The following is a 17,486-nucleotide window of genomic DNA, read 5'->3' as shown; positions in this document are numbered from 1 at the left end:
CGACGTCAGCTCCGGCCGCCGCCGAGCATCAGGGCGAGCAGGTCGGATCGCTCATCGTCGGGCGCGGCAGCGAACGAGGTGCTGGCCTGTTCGGCGCGACCGATGGCCGCAAGGGCATCCTCGTGTTGAAGCCTCACCGCTGGATCGTAGTCCGCGGCATGCCGTGAAGCTTGAAGTAGAACGAAAGCGCCGGCGAACCTGCGGAGGCCGGGGTCGAACGAGGTGCGCCTGAGTTGCCTCTGCAGCGTCGGAGCAAGACTGCTCCGGGCTGCATCCTCGCAGACACGCTTCATGCGGCCGTGGTCGAAGGATCGGTACAGGATGGCATGACCCGCCTGAGCGCGCTTGTGCGCGCCGAAGAACCGATCAGCCCCAGCCTCAAGCACAGTATGAAACAGGGCGTAGTAGGCTGTCGAGATCGAGCGACGGACCATTGCATCGTTCGGCGGTCCGACCTGCGACGAGGCGAGCAGCCTAGCGACGTCGAGCAACTCACTCGGCCGCGGCACTGCGCGCGAACGTCCAAGTTCCATCAGATTTGATTCGCACGAATGGAAAGTGCTCGTCCTCTCTCGCGTCGAGATCGTCGATTATGGCAGTGGTGATCTCTGCCTGAAGAGCAGAAGCGCGGCGCCAATCGGCTTCCGTGTGAAATGTGATCGTGAAGTGGTATGCTCCCTTGCCCTCGAAATCCGGACCCGCTTCGGCGTCCAGACGCTCGAATGCGTCGCCGATCACGCGCCGGATGGCCGTGATCCCGAGGGCTCTCAACTCGTCGCGCTTGAGGTATGCCATGGGCGGGAGCGTCGCGCGCTTCCCGCCCGGCGTCAACGCCGCCTCAGGCCGCGCGCAGGCCGACCAGCGCGGGGCGCGGGCGCCACAGCGCCACGAGCGCGCCGAAGGCGAGGCCCGTCAGCGTCGTCGACAGCGGCAGGCCGAGGCCGAGGCCGCCGTGGCTCGCGAGCCAGTCGCCCACGTTGGTGCCGGCCGTGCGGACCGACACCACCGCCAGCCAGTAGGCGGCCTTGACGCGGAAGCCCGCCTTCAGGCCGAGGCCCAGCAGGGCGGCGAGGACGAGGAGGTTGACGGCCGCGGCCGAGCCGGCGTCGAGCCCGAGATCGTCGGCGCAATGGTCGCCGAGCGCGGTGCCGAGCACGCCGGCGGTCAGCATCGTGGCCCAGTAGCGCGCGTCCGTGTCCGGCACGCCGTCGCGCGCGTCGAGGCGCGCGAGGCTGCCCCGCTCGGAGAACACCAGGGCGAGGAGGATCAGCGCCAACACCGCGATCACGCCGAGCGGCGCGAGGTGCAGGTCGTGGTCGAGCAGGTCGGCCACGTTGGTGGCGGCGGTCCGCATCGTCACGATGGCGAACCAGTAGAAGGCCTCGGTCGCAACCGTCGCGCGGGACTCGGCGAACAGGATGGCGCCGAAGATCACCGCCAGGGGGATCAGCCCGATCGCGTGGCCGAGGTGGAGATCGTGGGCGGCGAAGTCGCCCGTGTTGGCGCCGAAGGCGCTGGCCAGCACCAGGGCCGCCCAGTAGCGGGCCCCGAGCGCGGGGACGTTGACGGATCTCATGGTCGGTTCCCTCGACGGATGCACGGTCTCGGGCCCGATCTGTGACGCGGCTGTGCGAGAGTTTGATGACGGGGCCTTGGCTCCGCCATACCCGTCGCCGGACATGCCGACGCCGGTCCGGCGGATCACGCCGCACGAGCGGCGGCGCGCATCCGCGCTGGCCGAGGGTCAGGAGGTCTGACCCTCGGCATCAGCGGAAACTCAACCGAGCAGGCCGACGATCGCCTTCACGTCGCGCATCGTGGCCTCCGCGATGGCGTTCGCCCGCTCGGCGCCGCTCCTGAGCACGCCGTCGATGTAGCCGGGGTCGGCCTGCAGCCGCCGCATCTCGGCCGCGATGGGCGACAGGCGCTCCACCGCGAGGTCGCTGAGCGCCGCCTTGAAGGTCGAGAACTGGCTGCCGCCGTGATCGCGCAGAACCTCGGCCTTCGTGCGCCCGGCGAGGCCGGCGAAGATGGCGACGAGGTTGTCGGCCTCGGGGCGCCCCGCCAGACCCTCCACCTCGGAGGGCAGGGCGTCCGGGTCGGTCTTGGCGCGGCGCACCTTGCCGGCGATCGTGTCGGCGTCGTCGGTGAGGTTGATGCGGGAATTGTCGCTCGCGTCCGACTTCGACATCTTCTTCGCGCCGTCGCGCAGGCTCATCACCCGCGTCGCCGGCCCCTGGATCAGCGGCTCGGGCAGCTTGAAGTAGCTGTCCGCCCCGGTCTTCTCCGCGATGCGGGCCGCGAAGTCGTTGTTGAACTTGGTCGCGATGTCGCGCGTGAGTTCGAGGTGCTGCTTCTGGTCGTCGCCCACCGGCACCGCGTCGGCGCGGTAGAGCAGGATGTCGGCCGCCATCAGCACCGGATAGGCGTAGAGGCCCACGGAGGCGTTCTCGCGGTCCTTGCCGGCCTTCTCCTTGAACTGCGTCATGCGGTTCAGCCAGCCGAGGCGGGCCACGCAGTTGAAGATCCAGGCGAGTTCGGCGTGGCCGGGCACGCGGCTCTGGTTGAAGATGGCGTGGCGCACCGGGTCGATGCCGGCCGCGATGAAGGCCGCCGTCACCTCGCGGGTCGTGGCTTCGAGGGCGGCGGGGTCCTGCGGCACCGTGATGGCGTGGAGGTCCACCACGCAGTAGAGGCAGTCGTGGTCCGCCTGCAGGTCGACGAAGCGCGTGATGGCGCCGAGGTAGTTGCCGAGGTGGAGGTTTCCGGTCGGCTGGACGCCGGACAGGATGCGGGGGCGTGCGGAAGGGGAGGCCATGGTGGGCTCGGCATCTCGTCGGGTGGAGGGACGGGAGGCCGTGATTAGAGCAGATCGCGGGCCGGTGGAACCGCCGGATCACGCGGACCTGCCGGGGGCATCATGGCTTGGTGGACAGCCGCGCCAGGCGCTTCTGCATGTCCTCCATGTCGCGTTTGATCGTTTCGAGGTCGTCCGCCTTGGGGGGCGGGGGCTCCGGTTCTGGCGCCGCGGCCGACGCGAAGGCGCCGGTGAAGGGGTTGAACATCGTCAGGGCCTGCGAGAACATCTTCATGTTTTTGCGGGTCTGGTCTTCGAGCTGGTCGAACATCTGGTTGCGGATGGCGCTGCCCGGCAGCAACTTCGCGCCGAACGAGTTTTCGATCTGTTCGCGGAAGTTGTGCTGGTCGTTGGCGAGCTTGTCGAGCGTGAATTCGAGGTAGCTCGGCACCAGCATCTGCATGCTGTCGCCGTAGAAGCGGATGAGCTGGCGCAGGAAGGACGTGGGCAGCAGGCTCTGGCCGCTCTTGCCTTCCTGGTCGAAGATGATCTGGCCCAGCACGGAGCGGGTGATGTCGTCGCCCGTCTTGGCGTCGTAGACCACGAAGTCCTCGCCGCGCTTCACCATGGCGGCGAGATCCTCCAGCGTCACGTAGGTGGAGGTCTCGGTGTTGTAGAGTCGACGGTTTGCATATTTTTTGACCGTCACGGGTTTCTTGCCGTCCGCCGTCATCTCACCGACCCGCTCTGCCCGCCACCGACGTCCATGCCGGACAAGATAGGTGGGATGTCCCGGCGGGGGAATATGAATTTGACGGTTGCCGGACCGCCCGGTCTTTTCCACATAGGATGAGCACGCGGTCGAGGCCGGAAGGGCTGCCCGAACCGTGAGCGGAGCCGTGAGGTTTCTGCTCCGAAAAGAGGCAAATACCGCGCGACGCCGCGCCCCCGACGAGCGGGGACCGCGGACCCATTTCGCAGAAAATCCAGGGAGAACCCATGTCCACCGACATCGTCATCGTGTCCGCCGCCCGCACGCCGGTCGGGTCCTTCGCGGGCGCCTTCGCCAACACGCCCGCCCACGAGCTCGGCGCCGTTGCGGTGAAGGCCGCCATGGAGCGCGCCAACGTCGATCCGTCGGACGTCGACGAGGTGATCCTCGGCCAGGTGCTGCAGGCCGGCCAGGGCCAGAACCCCGCCCGCATCGCCGCCATGGCGGCCGGCGTGCCCAAGGAGAAGACGGCCTGGGGCCTCAACCAGCTCTGCGGCTCGGGCCTGCGCGCGGTCGCGCTCGGCCTCCAGCAGATTGCCAACGGCGACGCCAAGATCATCGTGGCGGGCGGCCAGGAGTCGATGAGCCTCGCCCCACACGCCGCCTACCTGCGCTCCGGCCAGAAGATGGGCGACATGAAGTTCGTCGACACCATGCTCAAGGACGGCCTGATGGACGCCTTCCAGGGCTACCACATGGGCACCACGGCCGAGAACGTCGCCGGCAAGTGGCAGCTCACCCGCGAGGAGCAGGACCAGTTCGCCACCGCGTCGCAGAACAAGGCCGAGGCCGCCCAGAAGGAGGGGCGCTTCAAGGACGAGATCGTCCCCGTGACGGTGAAGACCCGCAAGGGCGACGTCGTGGTCGACCAGGACGAGTATCCCCGCCACGGCTCGACCGTCGAGGCGATGGCCAAACTCAAGCCCGCCTTCTCCAAGGAGGGCTCGGTCACGGCCGGCAACGCGTCCGGCATCAACGACGGCGCCGCCGCCGTGGTGCTGATGACCGCCGAGGAAGCCGAGAAGCGCGGGCTGAAGCCGCTCGCCAAGGTCGTGTCCTGGGCCACCACGGGCGTCGACCCGGCCGTGATGGGCACGGGCCCGATCCCCGCCTCGCGCAAGGCGCTGGAGAAGGCCGGCTGGACCGTCAAGGACCTCGACCTCGTGGAGGCCAACGAGGCCTTCGCGGCACAGGCGCTGGCGGTCAACAAGGACATGGGCTGGGACCCGTCGATCGTGAACGTGAACGGCGGCGCGATCGCCATCGGCCACCCGATCGGCGCCTCTGGCGCGCGCTGCCTCACCACCCTGCTGCACGAGATGAAGCGCCGCGACGCGAAGAAGGGCCTCGCCACGCTGTGCATCGGCGGCGGCATGGGCATCGCCATGTGCGTTGAGCGCCCGAACTGATCCGACGCGCTTCCCTGGGTCATGGATGGAGGGCGGGGCTTCGGCTCCGCCCTTTCGCATAGTGCCTGCCGCTTCGCCGGTGTCGGCGAGCGGCAGTCGGCTCACTGCTCGTATTCGTTCTTGTGGTAGTCCTGCGCCGCCCTCGCCTGCTTGGCCGACTGCCAGCTGTTGTAGCTGCCGTCCGTGGGCGACGGGTACAGGGTCCAGTAGACTTCGTCGAACACGGCCTTCGCCTCTTCGGCCGTGTGGGCGCGGCCGGAGGCCGCGATGAGGCCGCCCGCGAGAGCGCCGGCGGCCGCCTGGCGCGACGCGTGGACCAGTTCGCTGAAATCGGATGCGGTGCCTTCTGCCAGGGCCATGCGACTCTCCCTCATCGGTCCGGGCGTTGATTCGTCCCCGAACGACCAAAAATAGGCTGATGCTGCCTGCGATCAAGGCATTTTGGCGCATTTTGGCGCACGAAGGGCAGCGACGCTCGGCTGCGAGGCCCGCCGGGAACTCCCGGCCGTGCCCCCTGTTGTCACCCGCAAACGATGAGGGAGCAGCCGCATGGCATCCGCCGGCAAGTCCAAGGGCACGAACCAGGAAGACAAGGTCCACGATCCGGACAAGCACAACACCGCCTCGAAGGGCATGGCCGAGTTGCCGCGCGGCGCCGGCGGCTCGGGCGACCCGGAAGCCCCGGACGACGCCGACTACGTCCGCCCGGCCGGCACGGGCGACGTCGAGCGCGGCCGCTCCCACGAGGAGCACAAGCGGTTCGGCGACCGCAGCAGCACCTGACCGCCGATCCACCCCTCCAGGAGATCACGAGATGAGCAAGCACATCGACGGGCAGCGCAAGGGCGACGAGGTCGCCATCGGCGAGATCACCGTCCAGGACGATCTGAAGCGCAACCCGGGCATCGGCCAGTCGAAGGGCCTCGAAGGCGCGTCCGACGACGAGGTGGACGCCATCGCGGCGGACAGCACGGCCGAGGGCGACGTCGCCAACGAGGTGGACGCCCGCACCGGCGGCATCGACCCGAAGCACATGGGCCGCACCAACAAGTGATGCAGACACCCCTCCCCACATCGTGGGGAGGGGGAGCGTCGCCTCAGGCCGCCTTGCGCCCCTTGGCCTCGATCAGGCCGCGGTTGACCAGCACCTCGGCGATCTGCACGGCGTTGAGGGCCGCGCCCTTGCGCAGGTTGTCGCTGACGCACCAGAACGACAGGCCGTTCTCCACCGTCGCATCCTCGCGCACGCGGCTGATGTAGGTGGCGTCCTCGCCGGCCGCCTCGTGAGGCGTGATGTAGCCGCCGGGCTCGTGGCGGTCGATCAGCAGGCAGCCCGGCGCCTCGCGCAGGATTTCCTTCGCCTCCTCGGGCGTGATCGGCTCCTCGAACTCGACGTTCACGGCTTCCGAGTGGCTGATGAAGACGGGCACGCGCACGCAGGTGGCGGTGAGCTTGATCTTGGGGTCGAGGATCTTCTTGGTCTCGACCACCATCTTCCACTCCTCCTTCGTGTAGCCGTCCTCCATGAAGACGTCGATCTGGGGGATGAGGTTGAAGGCGATGCGCTTCGGGAACTTCTTGTTCTCCAGGGCATCCGACACGAAGACGGCGCGCGTCTGGGTGAAGAGCTCGTCCATGCCCTCCTTGCCGGCGCCCGACACGGACTGGTAGGTCGCCACCACCACGCGCTTGATGCGGGCGCGGTCGTGCAGCGGCTTCAGCGCCACGACGAGCTGCGCCGTCGAGCAGTTCGGGTTGGCGATGATGTTGAGCTTGCGGAAGCCTTCGATCGCGTCGGCGTTCACCTCCGGCACGATCAGCGGCACGTCGGCGTGCATGCGCCAAGCCGAAGAATTGTCGATCACCACGCAGCCCTGCGCGCCGATGCGCTGCGACCATTCCTTGGAGATGTCGCCGCCGGCCGACATCAGGCAGATGTCCGTGTCCGACCAGTCGTGCTGGTCCAGCACCTTGCACTTCAGGACCTTGTCGCCGAACGAGATCTCGGTGCCGCGCGAGCGGTTGGAGGCCAGGGCCACGACTTCGCTGGCCGGAAAGCCGCGCTCGGCCAGGATGCCGAGCATCTCGCGGCCCACGTTGCCGGTGGCGCCGACGACGGCAACCTTGAACGCCATGTGTGAATCTCCTCGGGGGCAGGGGTCTGCGGAAGACGAGGGCGTTGCATAGCCGAGATCGCGGCGCGGTGGAATCACCCCATCGCGGGACGGGGCCCGCGCGCCGCGCCATGCCCGGGCGCCCTCAGCCCGCGAACAGGAAGGCCAGCGCCAGCAGCGCGTAGACGCCGACGAGCAGCAGCCCCTCGAACCACGTCGTTTCCCCGTCGGCCGCCACGGCATTCACCGCGAAGGCCGTGGCCGCGATGGCGAACAGGTCGAGCGGGTTCGCGAAGACCAGCGTCATCGGCCGCCCGAGCAGGAAGGACGCCACGACGAGCAACGGCGCCACCACCAGGGCGACCTGGATGGCGGAGCCGATGCAGATGTCCATCACGAGGCCCATGCGGTCGCGGTGGGCGAACAGCGCCGCGGCGAACAGGTCCGCCGAGGTGCCGACCAGCGCCAGCACCACCACGCCGAGGAACAGCGGCGACAGGTGGAGCTGCGTCGCCGTGGCCTCGAGCGCGCCCGAGACGAGTTCGGCCTCGAAGGCCAGAACGGCGGTGCCGCCGATCATGATGCCGAGCGGCTTCCACAGGCCGCCGGCCCCCTCGCCGCCCTCGGCAGCCTCGCCGCCCGCTCCTCCCCCCTGCCGCGAGAACACGTCGCGGTGGGTGATCAGCGTGTAGACGAGGTTGCCGGCGTAGAGCGTCAGCAGCACGACCGCCACGCCGAGGCTGAGGTGCTCGTCCGACAGGGCGACGTCGGCGCCCTTGGGGTTCGCCCGCACCACCATGTCGAAGACCGCGGGCAGCAGCAGCGCGATCAGCACCACGATGAGCAGGCTCGACAGGAGGCCGGCCCGCTCGCGCTTGAAGGTCTGGCGCTCGCGCGTCAGGCCCCCGACCAGGATGGCGAGGCCGAGGCCGAGCAGGCCCGTGCCGATGATCGAGCCCGTGATCTGGGCCCGCACCACGGCGGCCTGGCCGTCCGCCAGCACGAACACCGCGAGCACGAGTTCGGCCACCGAGCCGAAGCTGACGTTGAGCAGGCCGCCGACCGCCGGGCCGGCCGTCTCGGCGACGGTCTCGGTCGCCTCGCTGATGTGGTAGGCCAAGGCCATGACGCCGACCGAGGCGACGACGAAGACCCAGAGCGGCGACGCGCCCACGCCGTAGCGGAGCGCGGCCGACAGCGGCACGGCGGCGAGGGGGAGCAGGGCGAGCATGGCACGATCCGGGGATGCCATGCTCAATGCGCGAGCGGCTTGAGCGTTGCCGTGAGCCGCCGCTCAGAATCGCCGGCGCCCCGGCGCCGAGAAGCGTCAGGCCCGCGCCAGGCGCGCCATCCCGACGTCGCGGGTCGCGGCCTCGATGGCGGGCATCTTCTCCCGCCCGTCGAGGCTCTCGACCTTCTTCAGCTCCTCCTGGGCTTCGCCGAGCAGCCCCCTGGCCTCGTCGAGCTGGTCCTTCAGCTCGCCCGAGGAGCGCTTGAGGTTGTCGCGTCGCGCCACCGCGGCGCGGGCGAAGGTGGGATAGGCGTAGTGGTTCGGGTCCGAGATACCCGAACGCTGTTCCTCGGACGCGATCTCGCGGTCGAGATCGACCACCATGCGCGCGAAATCCGCGATCATGGACTCGATCTGCGCCACGCGACGGCGCCGCTCATCAACTTGAAAACGTTTGAGGCGGATGAGGTGATCCCGCGACTTCACCATGCAAAACTCCAAGACGCGAGGGCGGAAATCTTTTTTTCGACCCTTCAGGACCGTGCCGACGCCGCGAGACGGTGCACATTCACCCATGGAAGTTGCTCTTTTCTTACCCAAAACGGCTGGAAGTAAGGGTAATGCGCGGGCTGTGGCCCGCGCGCCGCATTCACCTTCCGTTTACCTTTTCGCGACAGATTGCGGGTTGGAGCCTCACCCGCCCGTCCGCGTTCACCGTTCATCAGGTGATCGCCTCGGCGGGGCCGGGCGAGAAGGCGGAGCGGGGCCGGGCTGGATGTTGACGCGGGCGTGGTGGCGCGGCCAGATCGGCGGCGCGTCCGAGGTGGTCGATTTCGAGGCGGCGGCGCGGCTTAACTAAAGCGGTTCCGTTAACCTTTCGCCGCTAATGATGAATGATGGCACGGGGCCGGCACTGGCCTTCGACCGCCAGGCCGAGCCGCGCGGGGCGCGCGTCGCAGGCCGGGCTGACGGGATACAAGGTGGGAACCTCACATGCGCGTTCTCCTGATCGAAGACGACAGCGCTACCGCGCAGAGCATCGAGCTGATGCTGAAGTCCGAGAACTTCAACGTCTACACGACCGACCTCGGCGAGGAAGGCATCGACCTCGGCAAGCTGTATGACTACGACATCATCCTGCTCGACCTGAACCTGCCCGACATGTCGGGCTACGAGGTGCTGCGCACGCTGCGGGTCGCCAAGGTGAAGACGCCGATCCTGATCCTGTCCGGCCTCGCCGGCATCGAGGACAAGGTGAAGGGCCTCGGCTTCGGCGCCGACGACTACCTCACCAAGCCGTTCCACAAGGACGAGCTCGTCGCCCGCATCCACGCCATCGTGCGCCGCTCGAAGGGCCACGCCCAGTCGGTGATCGCGACCGGCGACCTCATCGTCAACCTCGACCAGAAGACCGTCGAGGTCGGCGGCGCCCGCGTGCACCTGACCGGCAAGGAATACCAGATGCTGGAGCTGCTCTCGCTCCGGAAGGGCACGACCCTGACCAAGGAGATGTTCCTCAACCACCTCTACGGCGGCATGGACGAGCCCGAGCTGAAGATCATCGACGTGTTCATCTGCAAGCTGCGCAAGAAGCTCGCCAACGCGAGCCACGGCCGCAACTTCATCGAGACCGTGTGGGGCCGCGGCTACGTGCTGCGCGAGCCGACCGAGGCCGACAACCGCATCACCGCCTGAGCGGGACGGCGCGGACGACAAGGGCCCCGATCCGTGAGGATCGGGGCCCTTGTCGTTTCAGGGGAGGCTCGCGGTGGCGGTGGGGTTGACGGGGTTCCGCCGAACGCCAGCGAAGCTCGGCGCTGGCCGCTCCGCTCTCACTTCCGGCCGCGATGTGCGGAGACGGTAGCTTGCGGCACAGGGGAAGGACCGCCAGCCGAGGACCCGCGTGGATCTCTCGGCCCGGTTTGCACGAGAAAAAAGGGCGCGTCCGCCCCGTCATCCGGAGCGGCGCACGCCTCGTGCGGTCGTCACGCCAGGCCCACCGCCGCCATCTTGAGGCGAAGCACGTCCTTGTCGAAGGGCTTCATCATCGTGTCGTCGGCGCCGGCGTGGCGCGCCTTGGCGAGGTGGGCCGGGTCGTTCTCGGTGGTGCAGAACACCACCTTGGGGGCCGCCCCGCCGGGCATCTTGCGGAGCGCCTTCAGCACCGCGTAGCCGTCCATCTCCGGCATGTTCCAGTCGAGCAGGATGCCGTCCGGCATGGAGGCCGCGCAGGCGTCGAGCGCCGCCTGCCCGCTCTCGGCCTCGTCCGCGTCGATCGACAGACCTTCGAGGATCCGGCGCGCCACCTTGCGGATGACGCTGGAATCGTCGACCACCAACACCCGGGTCATGGCCGCGCTCCGTCGAGGGTCAGGCCGCGGCGACGCGCGACGCGGGCCCGAGATCCACGGCGGCGGCGGCGCGCATCTGGTCCGCGAGGTCGGCCGCAACGCTGGCCGCGTCCGGCAGGGCCGCGTCGGGCAGGGCCCCGCCGGCCTCCGGCATCGCGGCCTCGGCCACCACGGGATGCGCTTCCACGACGATGCCCTCGGGCTCGGCGCGCACGCTGGCCACCATGCCCACCTCGCGGGCCACGAGGCCGGTGAAGAAGGGCTGGATCGCGTGGGCGTCGACGGCGCCGTGCTCGGGGGCGCCGGCCAGCAGGGCTGCGACGCCGGCCGGCACGCGCGCGTAGCTGCCCTTGGCGACGATCCGCACCGCGGCCGCGTCGCCCTGGCCCTCGACCTCCACGGTCATGGTGCCGCCGCGCGGGATGGTCCCGGCGGCGATGAGGCACAGGTTGAGGATCAGCTTGACCTTGTTCTTCGGCATCAGGATGCGCGGCGCGCGCCAGTCGAGCTTGATCTTGTCGTCGCCGAACAGGCCGCGCGTCACCGTCTCGGCGTCGCCCGTGTCGATCGAGGCGCCGGCCGAGCCGGCGGCCCCGAAGGCGAGGCGGCAGAACTGCAGCTTGGCCGAGGCCATGGTGGCGCTCTTCTTGACGAGGTCGAGCGCGAAGGTCCGCATCTCGGGGTCCTTCTCCTCGTCGAGCACTTCGAGGCCGTTCACGATGGCGCCGACCGGGCTGATCACGTCGTGGCAGACGCGCGAGCACAGCAGGGCCGCGAGGTCGAGGGCTTCGAGCGCGATGGTGGTCATGGGGCATCCGTTGTGTGAGGCGGCGCGCGCCCGCGAAGGGGCCCGACCTGCGCCGACAGGGGTGGGGAGCCATCGGCGGACCGAACGCGGCTCAGGGTTTCCGGCTCAACCGACACCCCATAGCCTAGAGACTCTTCCGGAAAAGTTAACCAATCTTTGCCGGGTGCGACCACCGGGCGGCGCGCGATTCCCGGCCTGCGCGCGGTGCGCGGGAGCCCGCGATGGCGTAGGGCAGGGGACACGCCCTCTCGCCCCCGAGCCGCCATGCCGACCCTGCCGCCGCTGCCCGCCCCCGACGCCCCGCTCGACGACGCGGCCCGCGACCGCATCGCCGAGTGCTTCGCCGCGATCTGCGTCGAGGCCGGCGCGATCGTGATGGAGGTGTACCGCGCCGGCGGCGAAGCGCGCCTGAAGGCGGACCGGAGCCCCGTGACGGAGGCGGACGAGCGCGCCGAGGCCCTCATCCTCGCGCGCCTGGCCGAGCGGCTGCCGGGCTGGCCCGTGCTGGCCGAGGAGGCCGCCTCGGCCGGGCAGGGCCTCGACGCCTGCCAACGCTTCATCCTGGTCGACCCGCTCGACGGCACGCGCGAGTTCGTGAACCGCAACGGCGAGTTCACGGTCAACATCGGCCTCGTCGCGGACGGGGTGCCGGTGGCGGGGGCGGTCTACGCGCCGGTCCTGGAGCGGCTGTGGTCGGGCGGCGCCGCGGCCCGCCTGCGGCGCGTCGCGCCCGGCGCGTCCCTCGCCGAGGCCGCCGAGGATCGCGCGATCCGGACCCGCCCGGCGCCCGAGGCGGGCTGGACCGCGCTGGCCAGCCGCTCGCACGGCGACCCCGAGACGGAGGCGCTCCTGGCGCGCCTGCCGGTGGCCGAGCGCCGTTCGGCGGGCTCGTCCATGAAGTTCTGCGTCGTCGCGGAAGGCGGGGCCGACGTCTACCCGCGCTTCGGGCCCACCATGGAATGGGACACGGCCGCCGGCGAGGCCGTGCTGCGCGCGGCCGGCGGCACCGTGCTGCGGCCCGACGGCGCGCCGTTCCGCTACGGCAAGGCGGAGGCCGGCTACCGCAACGGCGCCTTCGTGGCCTGGGGGGACCCCGCCGCGTCGGGCCGGTCGGAGGGCTGAGCGCCGCGCTCGACCCGGTCCACCGCGGCGCGCTGGCGGCGCAGCGCCACGGCCTCGCGCTTCACCTCGCGCTCGACGACGTGGCGGATGTGGATTTCCTCCGTGAGGACGAGCTGCTTGACCACGACATAGCGCTCCTCGAGCACCGGCACGATCGTGGTGTCGCCCTCGGACCGCGCGGGCGGGGCCGCCTCGACGACGCGGCCGACCGGCACGCGGGTGACCTCGACGCGGTAGCGGTCGAGCGCGACCTCGGCGACCTCCTCTGCGGTCTCGGTCGTGGTGGAGATCCTGACGGTCTCGCCCGCGACGCGCCGCTTCGCCACGGCGAGGCGCTCCTCGACGAGGCGCAGCGTGAGCTCGTCGCGGCCCGCCTCGGCGGCGGGATCGTGTGGCGGGCCGGCGCCGTCGGGGATGGATGTGGTCACCGCGCCCCTCCCCGTGCCGCCCACCCCCGGATCAGGCCGTGGCCCAGCGCGCCCTGGCCTCGGCCGCCGTGACGGCCAGCACCACCCGGCCGGCGACCGACGCCACGATGTCCTGCGTCAGCCAATGGTGCGCGCCGCCCGAGGCGGGGTCGGACTTCCTGAGCTTGATGCGCTCGCCGTCGAGATGGTCGACCGTGCCGACATGCGCCCCGTCCGAGCCGACCACGTCGAGGCCGTCGCGGATCTCGGACGCGAAGCGGCCCGCGGTTCCCGTCGCGGCGCCCGCCACGGCCCGGCCGGCGCGGTCGTCGTCGACGTCGACCTTGGTCGAGCGCAGCGTCTCGCTGACGGTCTCGACCCGATCGGTCGCCTCCTTGCGGATGCCGATCTCCTCGACCAGGTGGGCCGACTTGGCCACGACCGCCTCCTCGGCGAACTCTTCGAGCTCGATCGTGCGCTCCCGGAACGGGTCGGCGTCGAGCGCCGCGGCCTCGACGGGGCGATCGATCGTCCGGCGGTCGACCGTCACGGTCTCGCCGTGCAGCGTCACGTCCTCGCTCACCTCGCGCGACACCACGCTGGTGCGGACCCGAACCTTGCCGCGGCTGACCGAGCGCTTGCCGACGTCGAGCCGCTCCTCGTAGACCTTCACGGTCTCGTCGGCCGCGCCGATCCCGCGCGCGGCCGTCGGCGCGACCGCGCGGTCCGCCGCGGGCGCGGCGACAGAGGGGGCCGGCGTCGCGCTCGCCCGGCGCTCGCCGACGGCGGCTGTGCCGAGCGCGCCGGCTCCCGCGCCGAGCGCGCCGACCCCCGGCGTCGCGGTGCCGCTGCGGGACGCGTCGCCCATGGCGGTCATGCCGGGGTCGTCCGGGCCGAGGCCGCGGCTGCCGGCCGCGGCGGCGCTCGACGAGGTCGTGGAGCCGGTGCCGGACAGGGGCGAGCCGCCCGTCCAGCCTTCGCTGCGCCAGCTCTGCTCCCGCTCGTCGAGGTCGACGGAGCCGTGCCGCTCCAGGATGTCGACGATGGCGTCGAGGCGGTCGTCGTCGGCCCGCACGGTCAGCATGATGCCGCCGCGGCGGATGCTTTCCGCGTAGGTGGCGTGGTCGTCCGTGCCGCCGAAGAGCTGCTCCAGCGAGCCCCAGAAACCCCTGCCGCCGGTGCCGGTCTCGGCCGAGGCCAGGGCCTCGCCGTCGGCCGGCAGCAGCGTGATGTCGGCGGCGGAAACGCCGGACGACCTCAGCTCCGCCTCGGCCTGCTCGGCGTGGCTGCGCGTGTCGAAGACGGCGGTGATGCTGTGCTTGGCCATGGACTGCCCCGAACAAGGATGGTCGATGAGACGCGAGGGTCCGATCGGGTCAGGCCGCAGCGGCATCCCCGGCACCGGAAACATCCGCGAGCGCGACCAGCCGCATCGATGCGCGGCAGGGCCGTCGCTCGCCGAGCGAGGCAAGATCAGATCGACGATGTCCTCGTCGGATGTCGACCTTAAAAGGTGCGGACTGGCCTACGTGTTCCTGTGAAAGGGATTTTTTAATTCAAATCGCCGTGGCGATACTTTTCGCGCGCCGGCAACAAATGTTATGGACCGATCGACAATTCAGTGCGTCGTCCGACGCCCGGCGAGCACGCCGGCGTAGACCGCCAGCAGGCTGCCGATGCCGGCGGCCGACACCATGGCGACGTCGAGCCCGGCCAGGGTCGCGGCGGCGCCCGCCAGCGCGCCGCCGCACAGGCTGACCCAGAACCCCGCGAAGGGCAGGGTCTTCCGCCAGGGCTCCGCGCCGCGCAGGGCCGCCGCGATGGCGCGGCCGGCGTTGACCAGCGTGCCGGTGACGTAGGTGAGCGCGACGCTGACGCCGTCCGCCTTGTGCACGGCGGCGGTCTGCACCCCCATGGCGAGGCCGGCCACCGAGGCCGTGACGCCGTCGCCCCAGCCCTCGATCGTCGACGCCGCGGCGAGCCACAGCAGCGCCGTCTCGACCGCCACGACGGCGGGGCTGCGCCAGCGCCCGGCGCGGTGCGCGACGAGCTCGCCGCAGATCACCCCCACCACGAACATCAGCAGCGTCCGCCCCGCCTCGCCCATGCCGTGCCAGTCGGCGACGGCCAGGGTGGCGCCGAGCTGGGCGGTGTTGCCGCTCATGAACGACACGTAGAGGCCGCTCCAGCGCACGAAGCCGGCGCCGTCGATCCATCCGGCCAGCGCCAGCAGCCCGAAGCCGAGCACCAGGGTGGCGCGCTCGAAGGCGAGGTCGTCGCCCTCGGTCTCGGGGGACGGGCGCGGGCCGAGGTGGTCCACGGGACCGGTCAGTCCTCGAAGGGCTCGACGTCCTCGCGCCGGCCCACCAGGAAGGCGTCGGCGACGAGCTCGAACGGGGCCGGGTCGACGTGGCTCGCGCGCGACGCCACGAGCTCCGCGAAGCGCGCGTAGATGCGGTCGTATTCGTGCCGCGGCGCGTCCTCGACGACCGAGCCGTCGACGGTGAGCGTGGTGCCGCCGCCGGTCAGGCGCAGCGCCGTGCCGTCCGCGAGGTCGGCGGCGATCTCCCAGGTCTGTTCGCCGGTCTGGCGCCAGTCGAAGGCGGCCGTCATCTCGCCCCCCTCGGCGAGCGCCCGGCTCGCGAAGGCGATCTCGGCCGCGATCGGCATGGCGCGGTTCGCGGGCGTGAGCAGCCGCGCCGAGTGCACGAAGGCCGGCTCCGGCAGCACGCGGGTCAGGATCGACAGGGCGTTGATGCCGGGGTCGAAGACGCCGAAGCCCGCCGCCTCCCAGATCCAGGCCTGCCCCGGGTGCCAGCGGCGCACGTCCTCCTTCCAGGTGATGGCGAGGCGGCTCAGCGTCTGCCCCGCCAGCCGGGCCTTCAGGGCGTCCACGGCGGCGTTGTACTGGGAATGCCAGGTGGTGAAGAGCACGCGGCCCTTCGCCCGCGCGTGGTCGGCGAGGTCGCGCAATTCGCCCACGGTCGGGGTCGGAGGCTTCTCCATCAGAACGTCGACGCCGGCGTCGATCGCCTGCCGCACGAGCCCGGTGCGGGCGGAGGGCGGCGTGCAGATCGCCACCGCGTCGATCGCCGGGCCCGCGGCGTAGAGTTCGGCCGCGTCGCGGAAGGTGGGCACGCCCGGCACCTCCGCGCCGCTGCCGCTGACCACGGCGGCGAGCGCGAAACGATCATCGCGCGCGATGGAGGGCAGGTGCTCGTCGCGGGCGATCTTGCCGACGCCGATCACGGCGATGCGGATGGGGGCCATGGGAGTCCTCGGGCGGTGGGGCAGGAGCTGCCCCGCGATTCGTCGGACATGACCCTTAAAGAACGCGGGGCGCTTCGGCGAGAGCCCCGCGGCCGGGCGCTCAGGCGGCGTGCAGCGCCTTGGCCTGATCGAGCGCGGCCTTCAGCGAGGCTTCGCGCACCTCGGGGCCGCGGGCCACGCCCTCGGCGCGGATCACCTCGACGTCCGCGATGCCCATGAAGCCGAAAACGGTCTTGAGCCAGGACTCCTGGTGCTCCATCGCCGCGGCCTGCCCGTCGAGGTAGTGGCCGCCGCGCGACACGGCGAGGACCACCCGCTTGCCCCCGGCCAGGCCCTCGGGCCCGGACTCGGTGTAGCGGAAGGTCTTGCCGGCCACGAGCACGCGGTCGACCCAGGCCTTGAGCTGGCTCGGCACGGCGAAATTGTACATGGGCACGCCGATCACCACGACGTCGGCGGCCTGGAACTCGGCCAGCGTGCGGCCGCCGAGGTCGAGGTCCTCCTGCAGGGCCTGGTCGTGCTTCACGTCGGCGCTCTGGCCGGCCAGGTAGGCGCCGGACAGGTGGCCGATGGGCGCCGAGCCGAGGTCGCGATAGGTCACTTCGACGCCGGGGTTCTCGGCCCTCAGGGCCTCGACGATGCCGGCGCTGATCTTCCGGCTGACGGAATTGTCGCCCAGGATGGATGAATCGACGTGCAGGAGCTTCATGGGAGCCTCGCGGTTACAATCCGTAACCGCCGTTTTATGCTCAAGCTTCCGGGACCCCGCAAGGAGGCACAATGTTGGGACCTGATCACACCGGTGATACCGCCCCGAGCCTCGACCGCGCCGACCTGCCGGCGGCCGATCGGGCCAGCGCCTGCCAGGCGGTGGCGCCGGTGCTGGCCCGCGTCGGCGACAAGTGGAGCGTGCTGATCGTCCGCGCGCTCGGCTCCGGTCCGCGGCGCTTCAACGACCTCAAGCGCGACATCGGCGGCATCTCGCAGCGCATGCTGAGCCTGACCCTGCGCGGGCTGGAGCGCGACGGCCTCGTGACCCGCACGGTGTTCCCCACGGTGCCGCCGCGCGTCGACTACGCGCTGACGGGGCTCGGCCGCTCGCTGTGGGAGCCCGTCGAGGCGCTGGGGGCCTGGGCGCAGCGCCACCATCCCGAGATCGCGGCGGCGCAGCGGCGCTACGACGCTCAGGTGTGACGGGCGCCGGC

The 17,486-nt window shown here is 70.8% G+C and carries 22 protein-coding genes; 6 read left to right on the top strand and 16 right to left on the bottom strand.

Annotated elements, in window-relative coordinates:
* Positions 1 to 5: 5 nt before the first annotated feature.
* The 5 genes from L7N97_RS05345 to phaR form a co-directional block, all read right to left on the bottom strand.
* A complete protein-coding gene (locus tag L7N97_RS05345) occupies positions 6 to 491 on the bottom strand; it encodes a hypothetical protein (RefSeq protein WP_237477310.1) in 486 nt (161 codons plus the stop codon).
* A 1-nt stretch (position 492) separates the two neighbouring features.
* Positions 493 to 795, bottom strand: coding sequence for a hypothetical protein (locus L7N97_RS05340; protein WP_237477309.1), 303 nt, complete (start codon positions 793 to 795; stop codon positions 493 to 495).
* A 43-nt stretch (positions 796 to 838) separates the two neighbouring features.
* A complete protein-coding gene (locus L7N97_RS05335; protein ID WP_237477308.1) occupies positions 839 to 1,576 on the bottom strand; it encodes a COG4705 family protein in 738 nt (245 codons plus the stop codon).
* Between the two features lie 201 nt (positions 1,577 to 1,777).
* Positions 1,778 to 2,818, bottom strand: a complete 1,041-nt coding sequence (gene trpS / locus L7N97_RS05330) for a tryptophan--tRNA ligase (protein WP_237477307.1) — start codon at positions 2,816 to 2,818, stop codon at positions 1,778 to 1,780.
* A gap of 100 nt (positions 2,819 to 2,918) precedes the next feature.
* Positions 2,919 to 3,530: a polyhydroxyalkanoate synthesis repressor PhaR gene (phaR, locus tag L7N97_RS05325; protein ID WP_237477306.1), complete on the bottom strand. Its 612-nt coding sequence runs from the start codon at positions 3,528 to 3,530 to the stop codon at positions 2,919 to 2,921.
* Positions 3,531 to 3,796: 266 nt separating this feature from the next.
* Here phaR and L7N97_RS05320 point away from each other — a divergent pair, with 266 nt between their 5' ends.
* Complete coding sequence (locus tag L7N97_RS05320; protein ID WP_237477305.1) at positions 3,797 to 4,978, top strand: acetyl-CoA C-acetyltransferase; 1,182 nt, start codon at positions 3,797 to 3,799, stop codon at positions 4,976 to 4,978.
* Between the two features lie 101 nt (positions 4,979 to 5,079).
* Here the strand turns inward: L7N97_RS05320 and L7N97_RS05315 are convergent, their stop codons facing one another.
* Positions 5,080 to 5,337: a hypothetical protein gene (locus tag L7N97_RS05315; RefSeq protein ID WP_237477304.1), complete on the bottom strand. Its 258-nt coding sequence runs from the start codon at positions 5,335 to 5,337 to the stop codon at positions 5,080 to 5,082.
* Between the two features lie 190 nt (positions 5,338 to 5,527).
* Here L7N97_RS05315 and L7N97_RS05310 point away from each other — a divergent pair, with 190 nt between their 5' ends.
* The gene (locus L7N97_RS05310) at positions 5,528 to 5,761 is read left to right on the top strand and encodes a hypothetical protein (RefSeq protein WP_237477303.1); all 234 of its coding nucleotides are present in this window, start codon (positions 5,528 to 5,530) and stop codon (positions 5,759 to 5,761) included.
* 31 nt (positions 5,762 to 5,792) lie between these two features.
* Complete coding sequence (locus L7N97_RS05305; RefSeq protein ID WP_237477302.1) at positions 5,793 to 6,032, top strand: hypothetical protein; 240 nt, start codon at positions 5,793 to 5,795, stop codon at positions 6,030 to 6,032.
* A gap of 43 nt (positions 6,033 to 6,075) precedes the next feature.
* Here the strand turns inward: L7N97_RS05305 and L7N97_RS05300 are convergent, their stop codons facing one another.
* The 3 genes from L7N97_RS05300 to L7N97_RS05290 all read right to left on the bottom strand — a co-directional run bounded on the left by L7N97_RS05300 (position 6,076) and on the right by L7N97_RS05290 (position 8,809).
* Complete coding sequence (locus L7N97_RS05300; RefSeq protein WP_237477301.1) at positions 6,076 to 7,113, bottom strand: aspartate-semialdehyde dehydrogenase; 1,038 nt, start codon at positions 7,111 to 7,113, stop codon at positions 6,076 to 6,078.
* A 124-nt stretch (positions 7,114 to 7,237) separates the two neighbouring features.
* The gene (gene cax, locus L7N97_RS05295; RefSeq protein ID WP_237477300.1) at positions 7,238 to 8,323 is read right to left on the bottom strand and encodes a calcium/proton exchanger; all 1,086 of its coding nucleotides are present in this window, start codon (positions 8,321 to 8,323) and stop codon (positions 7,238 to 7,240) included.
* 96 nt (positions 8,324 to 8,419) lie between these two features.
* Positions 8,420 to 8,809 carry a flagellar export protein FliJ gene (locus L7N97_RS05290; RefSeq protein WP_237482051.1) on the bottom strand — a complete coding sequence of 130 codons (390 nt, stop codon included), beginning with the start codon at positions 8,807 to 8,809 and terminating at the stop codon, positions 8,420 to 8,422.
* Between the two features lie 507 nt (positions 8,810 to 9,316).
* On the opposite strand from L7N97_RS05290, the gene ctrA reads away from it, so the two are divergent.
* The gene (ctrA, locus tag L7N97_RS05285; protein ID WP_237477299.1) at positions 9,317 to 10,018 is read left to right on the top strand and encodes a response regulator transcription factor CtrA; all 702 of its coding nucleotides are present in this window, start codon (positions 9,317 to 9,319) and stop codon (positions 10,016 to 10,018) included.
* Between the two features lie 290 nt (positions 10,019 to 10,308).
* Here ctrA and L7N97_RS05280 read toward each other — a convergent pair whose 3' ends face one another.
* Together L7N97_RS05280 and chpT are read right to left on the bottom strand one after the other, a co-directional pair.
* On the bottom strand, positions 10,309 to 10,674 hold the full coding sequence (locus L7N97_RS05280; protein ID WP_237477298.1) for a response regulator: 366 nt from the start codon (positions 10,672 to 10,674) through the stop codon (positions 10,309 to 10,311).
* Between the two features lie 19 nt (positions 10,675 to 10,693).
* Complete coding sequence (gene chpT / locus L7N97_RS05275) at positions 10,694 to 11,482, bottom strand: histidine phosphotransferase ChpT (RefSeq protein WP_237477297.1); 789 nt, start codon at positions 11,480 to 11,482, stop codon at positions 10,694 to 10,696.
* 264 nt (positions 11,483 to 11,746) lie between these two features.
* Between chpT and cysQ the strand changes: the two genes are divergently transcribed.
* Complete coding sequence (gene cysQ, locus L7N97_RS05270) at positions 11,747 to 12,604, top strand: 3'(2'),5'-bisphosphate nucleotidase CysQ (protein WP_237477296.1); 858 nt, start codon at positions 11,747 to 11,749, stop codon at positions 12,602 to 12,604.
* Here cysQ and L7N97_RS05265 read toward each other — a convergent pair.
* From L7N97_RS05265 to L7N97_RS05245, 5 genes are all read right to left on the bottom strand, one after another.
* Positions 12,541 to 13,032, bottom strand: a complete 492-nt coding sequence (locus tag L7N97_RS05265) for a YsnF/AvaK domain-containing protein (protein ID WP_237477295.1) — start codon at positions 13,030 to 13,032, stop codon at positions 12,541 to 12,543. The genes cysQ and L7N97_RS05265 overlap by 64 nt on opposite strands.
* Before the next feature lie 31 nt (positions 13,033 to 13,063).
* Positions 13,064 to 14,338 carry a DUF2382 domain-containing protein gene (locus L7N97_RS05260; protein ID WP_237477294.1) on the bottom strand — a complete coding sequence of 425 codons (1,275 nt, stop codon included), beginning with the start codon at positions 14,336 to 14,338 and terminating at the stop codon, positions 13,064 to 13,066.
* 291 nt (positions 14,339 to 14,629) lie between these two features.
* Complete coding sequence (locus L7N97_RS05255; RefSeq protein WP_237477293.1) at positions 14,630 to 15,331, bottom strand: YoaK family protein; 702 nt, start codon at positions 15,329 to 15,331, stop codon at positions 14,630 to 14,632.
* Positions 15,332 to 15,339: 8 nt separating this feature from the next.
* The gene (locus tag L7N97_RS05250; protein WP_237477292.1) at positions 15,340 to 16,281 is read right to left on the bottom strand and encodes a Gfo/Idh/MocA family protein; all 942 of its coding nucleotides are present in this window, start codon (positions 16,279 to 16,281) and stop codon (positions 15,340 to 15,342) included.
* 100 nt (positions 16,282 to 16,381) lie between these two features.
* Positions 16,382 to 16,990 (bottom strand): FMN-dependent NADH-azoreductase, encoded by a 609-nt coding sequence (locus L7N97_RS05245; RefSeq protein ID WP_237477291.1) that lies wholly within the window; start codon positions 16,988 to 16,990, stop codon positions 16,382 to 16,384.
* Between the two features lie 71 nt (positions 16,991 to 17,061).
* On the opposite strand from L7N97_RS05245, the gene L7N97_RS05240 reads away from it, so the two are divergent.
* Positions 17,062 to 17,475, top strand: coding sequence for a winged helix-turn-helix transcriptional regulator (locus tag L7N97_RS05240; protein ID WP_237477290.1), 414 nt, complete (start codon positions 17,062 to 17,064; stop codon positions 17,473 to 17,475).
* Positions 17,476 to 17,486 lie beyond the last annotated feature (11 nt).

The sequence above is a fragment of the Lichenibacterium dinghuense genome (assembly GCF_021730615.1).
In the GTDB taxonomy this organism is placed as follows: domain Bacteria; phylum Pseudomonadota; class Alphaproteobacteria; order Rhizobiales; family Beijerinckiaceae; genus Lichenihabitans; species Lichenihabitans dinghuensis.
The sequence above is the reverse complement of the archived record's forward strand: the minus strand, read 5'-3'. Positions and strand labels throughout refer to the sequence as shown.

Excerpts from the sequence above, each read along its gene's own strand:
- L7N97_RS05280 (WP_237477298.1), bottom strand. The coding sequence starts at position 10,674 with ATGACCCGGGTGTTGGTGGTCGACGATTCCAGCGTCATCCGCAAGGTG.
- L7N97_RS05250 (WP_237477292.1), bottom strand. The coding sequence starts at position 16,281 with ATGGCCCCCATCCGCATCGCCGTGATCGGCGTCGGCAAGATCGCCCGC.
- cysQ (WP_237477296.1), top strand. The coding sequence starts at position 11,747 with ATGCCGACCCTGCCGCCGCTGCCCGCCCCCGACGCCCCGCTCGACGAC.
- phaR (WP_237477306.1), bottom strand. The coding sequence starts at position 3,530 with ATGACGGCGGACGGCAAGAAACCCGTGACGGTCAAAAAATATGCAAAC.
- trpS (WP_237477307.1), bottom strand. The coding sequence starts at position 2,818 with ATGGCCTCCCCTTCCGCACGCCCCCGCATCCTGTCCGGCGTCCAGCCG.
- L7N97_RS05305 (WP_237477302.1), top strand. The coding sequence starts at position 5,793 with ATGAGCAAGCACATCGACGGGCAGCGCAAGGGCGACGAGGTCGCCATC.
- L7N97_RS05245 (WP_237477291.1), bottom strand. The coding sequence starts at position 16,990 with ATGAAGCTCCTGCACGTCGATTCATCCATCCTGGGCGACAATTCCGTC.
- L7N97_RS05240 (WP_237477290.1), top strand. The coding sequence starts at position 17,062 with ATGTTGGGACCTGATCACACCGGTGATACCGCCCCGAGCCTCGACCGC.
- L7N97_RS05260 (WP_237477294.1), bottom strand. The coding sequence starts at position 14,338 with ATGGCCAAGCACAGCATCACCGCCGTCTTCGACACGCGCAGCCACGCC.
- chpT (WP_237477297.1), bottom strand. The coding sequence starts at position 11,482 with ATGACCACCATCGCGCTCGAAGCCCTCGACCTCGCGGCCCTGCTGTGC.
- ctrA (WP_237477299.1), top strand. The coding sequence starts at position 9,317 with ATGCGCGTTCTCCTGATCGAAGACGACAGCGCTACCGCGCAGAGCATC.
- L7N97_RS05335 (WP_237477308.1), bottom strand. The coding sequence starts at position 1,576 with ATGAGATCCGTCAACGTCCCCGCGCTCGGGGCCCGCTACTGGGCGGCC.
- cax (WP_237477300.1), bottom strand. The coding sequence starts at position 8,323 with ATGCTCGCCCTGCTCCCCCTCGCCGCCGTGCCGCTGTCGGCCGCGCTC.
- L7N97_RS05310 (WP_237477303.1), top strand. The coding sequence starts at position 5,528 with ATGGCATCCGCCGGCAAGTCCAAGGGCACGAACCAGGAAGACAAGGTC.
- L7N97_RS05340 (WP_237477309.1), bottom strand. The coding sequence starts at position 795 with ATGGCATACCTCAAGCGCGACGAGTTGAGAGCCCTCGGGATCACGGCC.
- L7N97_RS05315 (WP_237477304.1), bottom strand. The coding sequence starts at position 5,337 with ATGGCCCTGGCAGAAGGCACCGCATCCGATTTCAGCGAACTGGTCCAC.
- L7N97_RS05320 (WP_237477305.1), top strand. The coding sequence starts at position 3,797 with ATGTCCACCGACATCGTCATCGTGTCCGCCGCCCGCACGCCGGTCGGG.
- L7N97_RS05300 (WP_237477301.1), bottom strand. The coding sequence starts at position 7,113 with ATGGCGTTCAAGGTTGCCGTCGTCGGCGCCACCGGCAACGTGGGCCGC.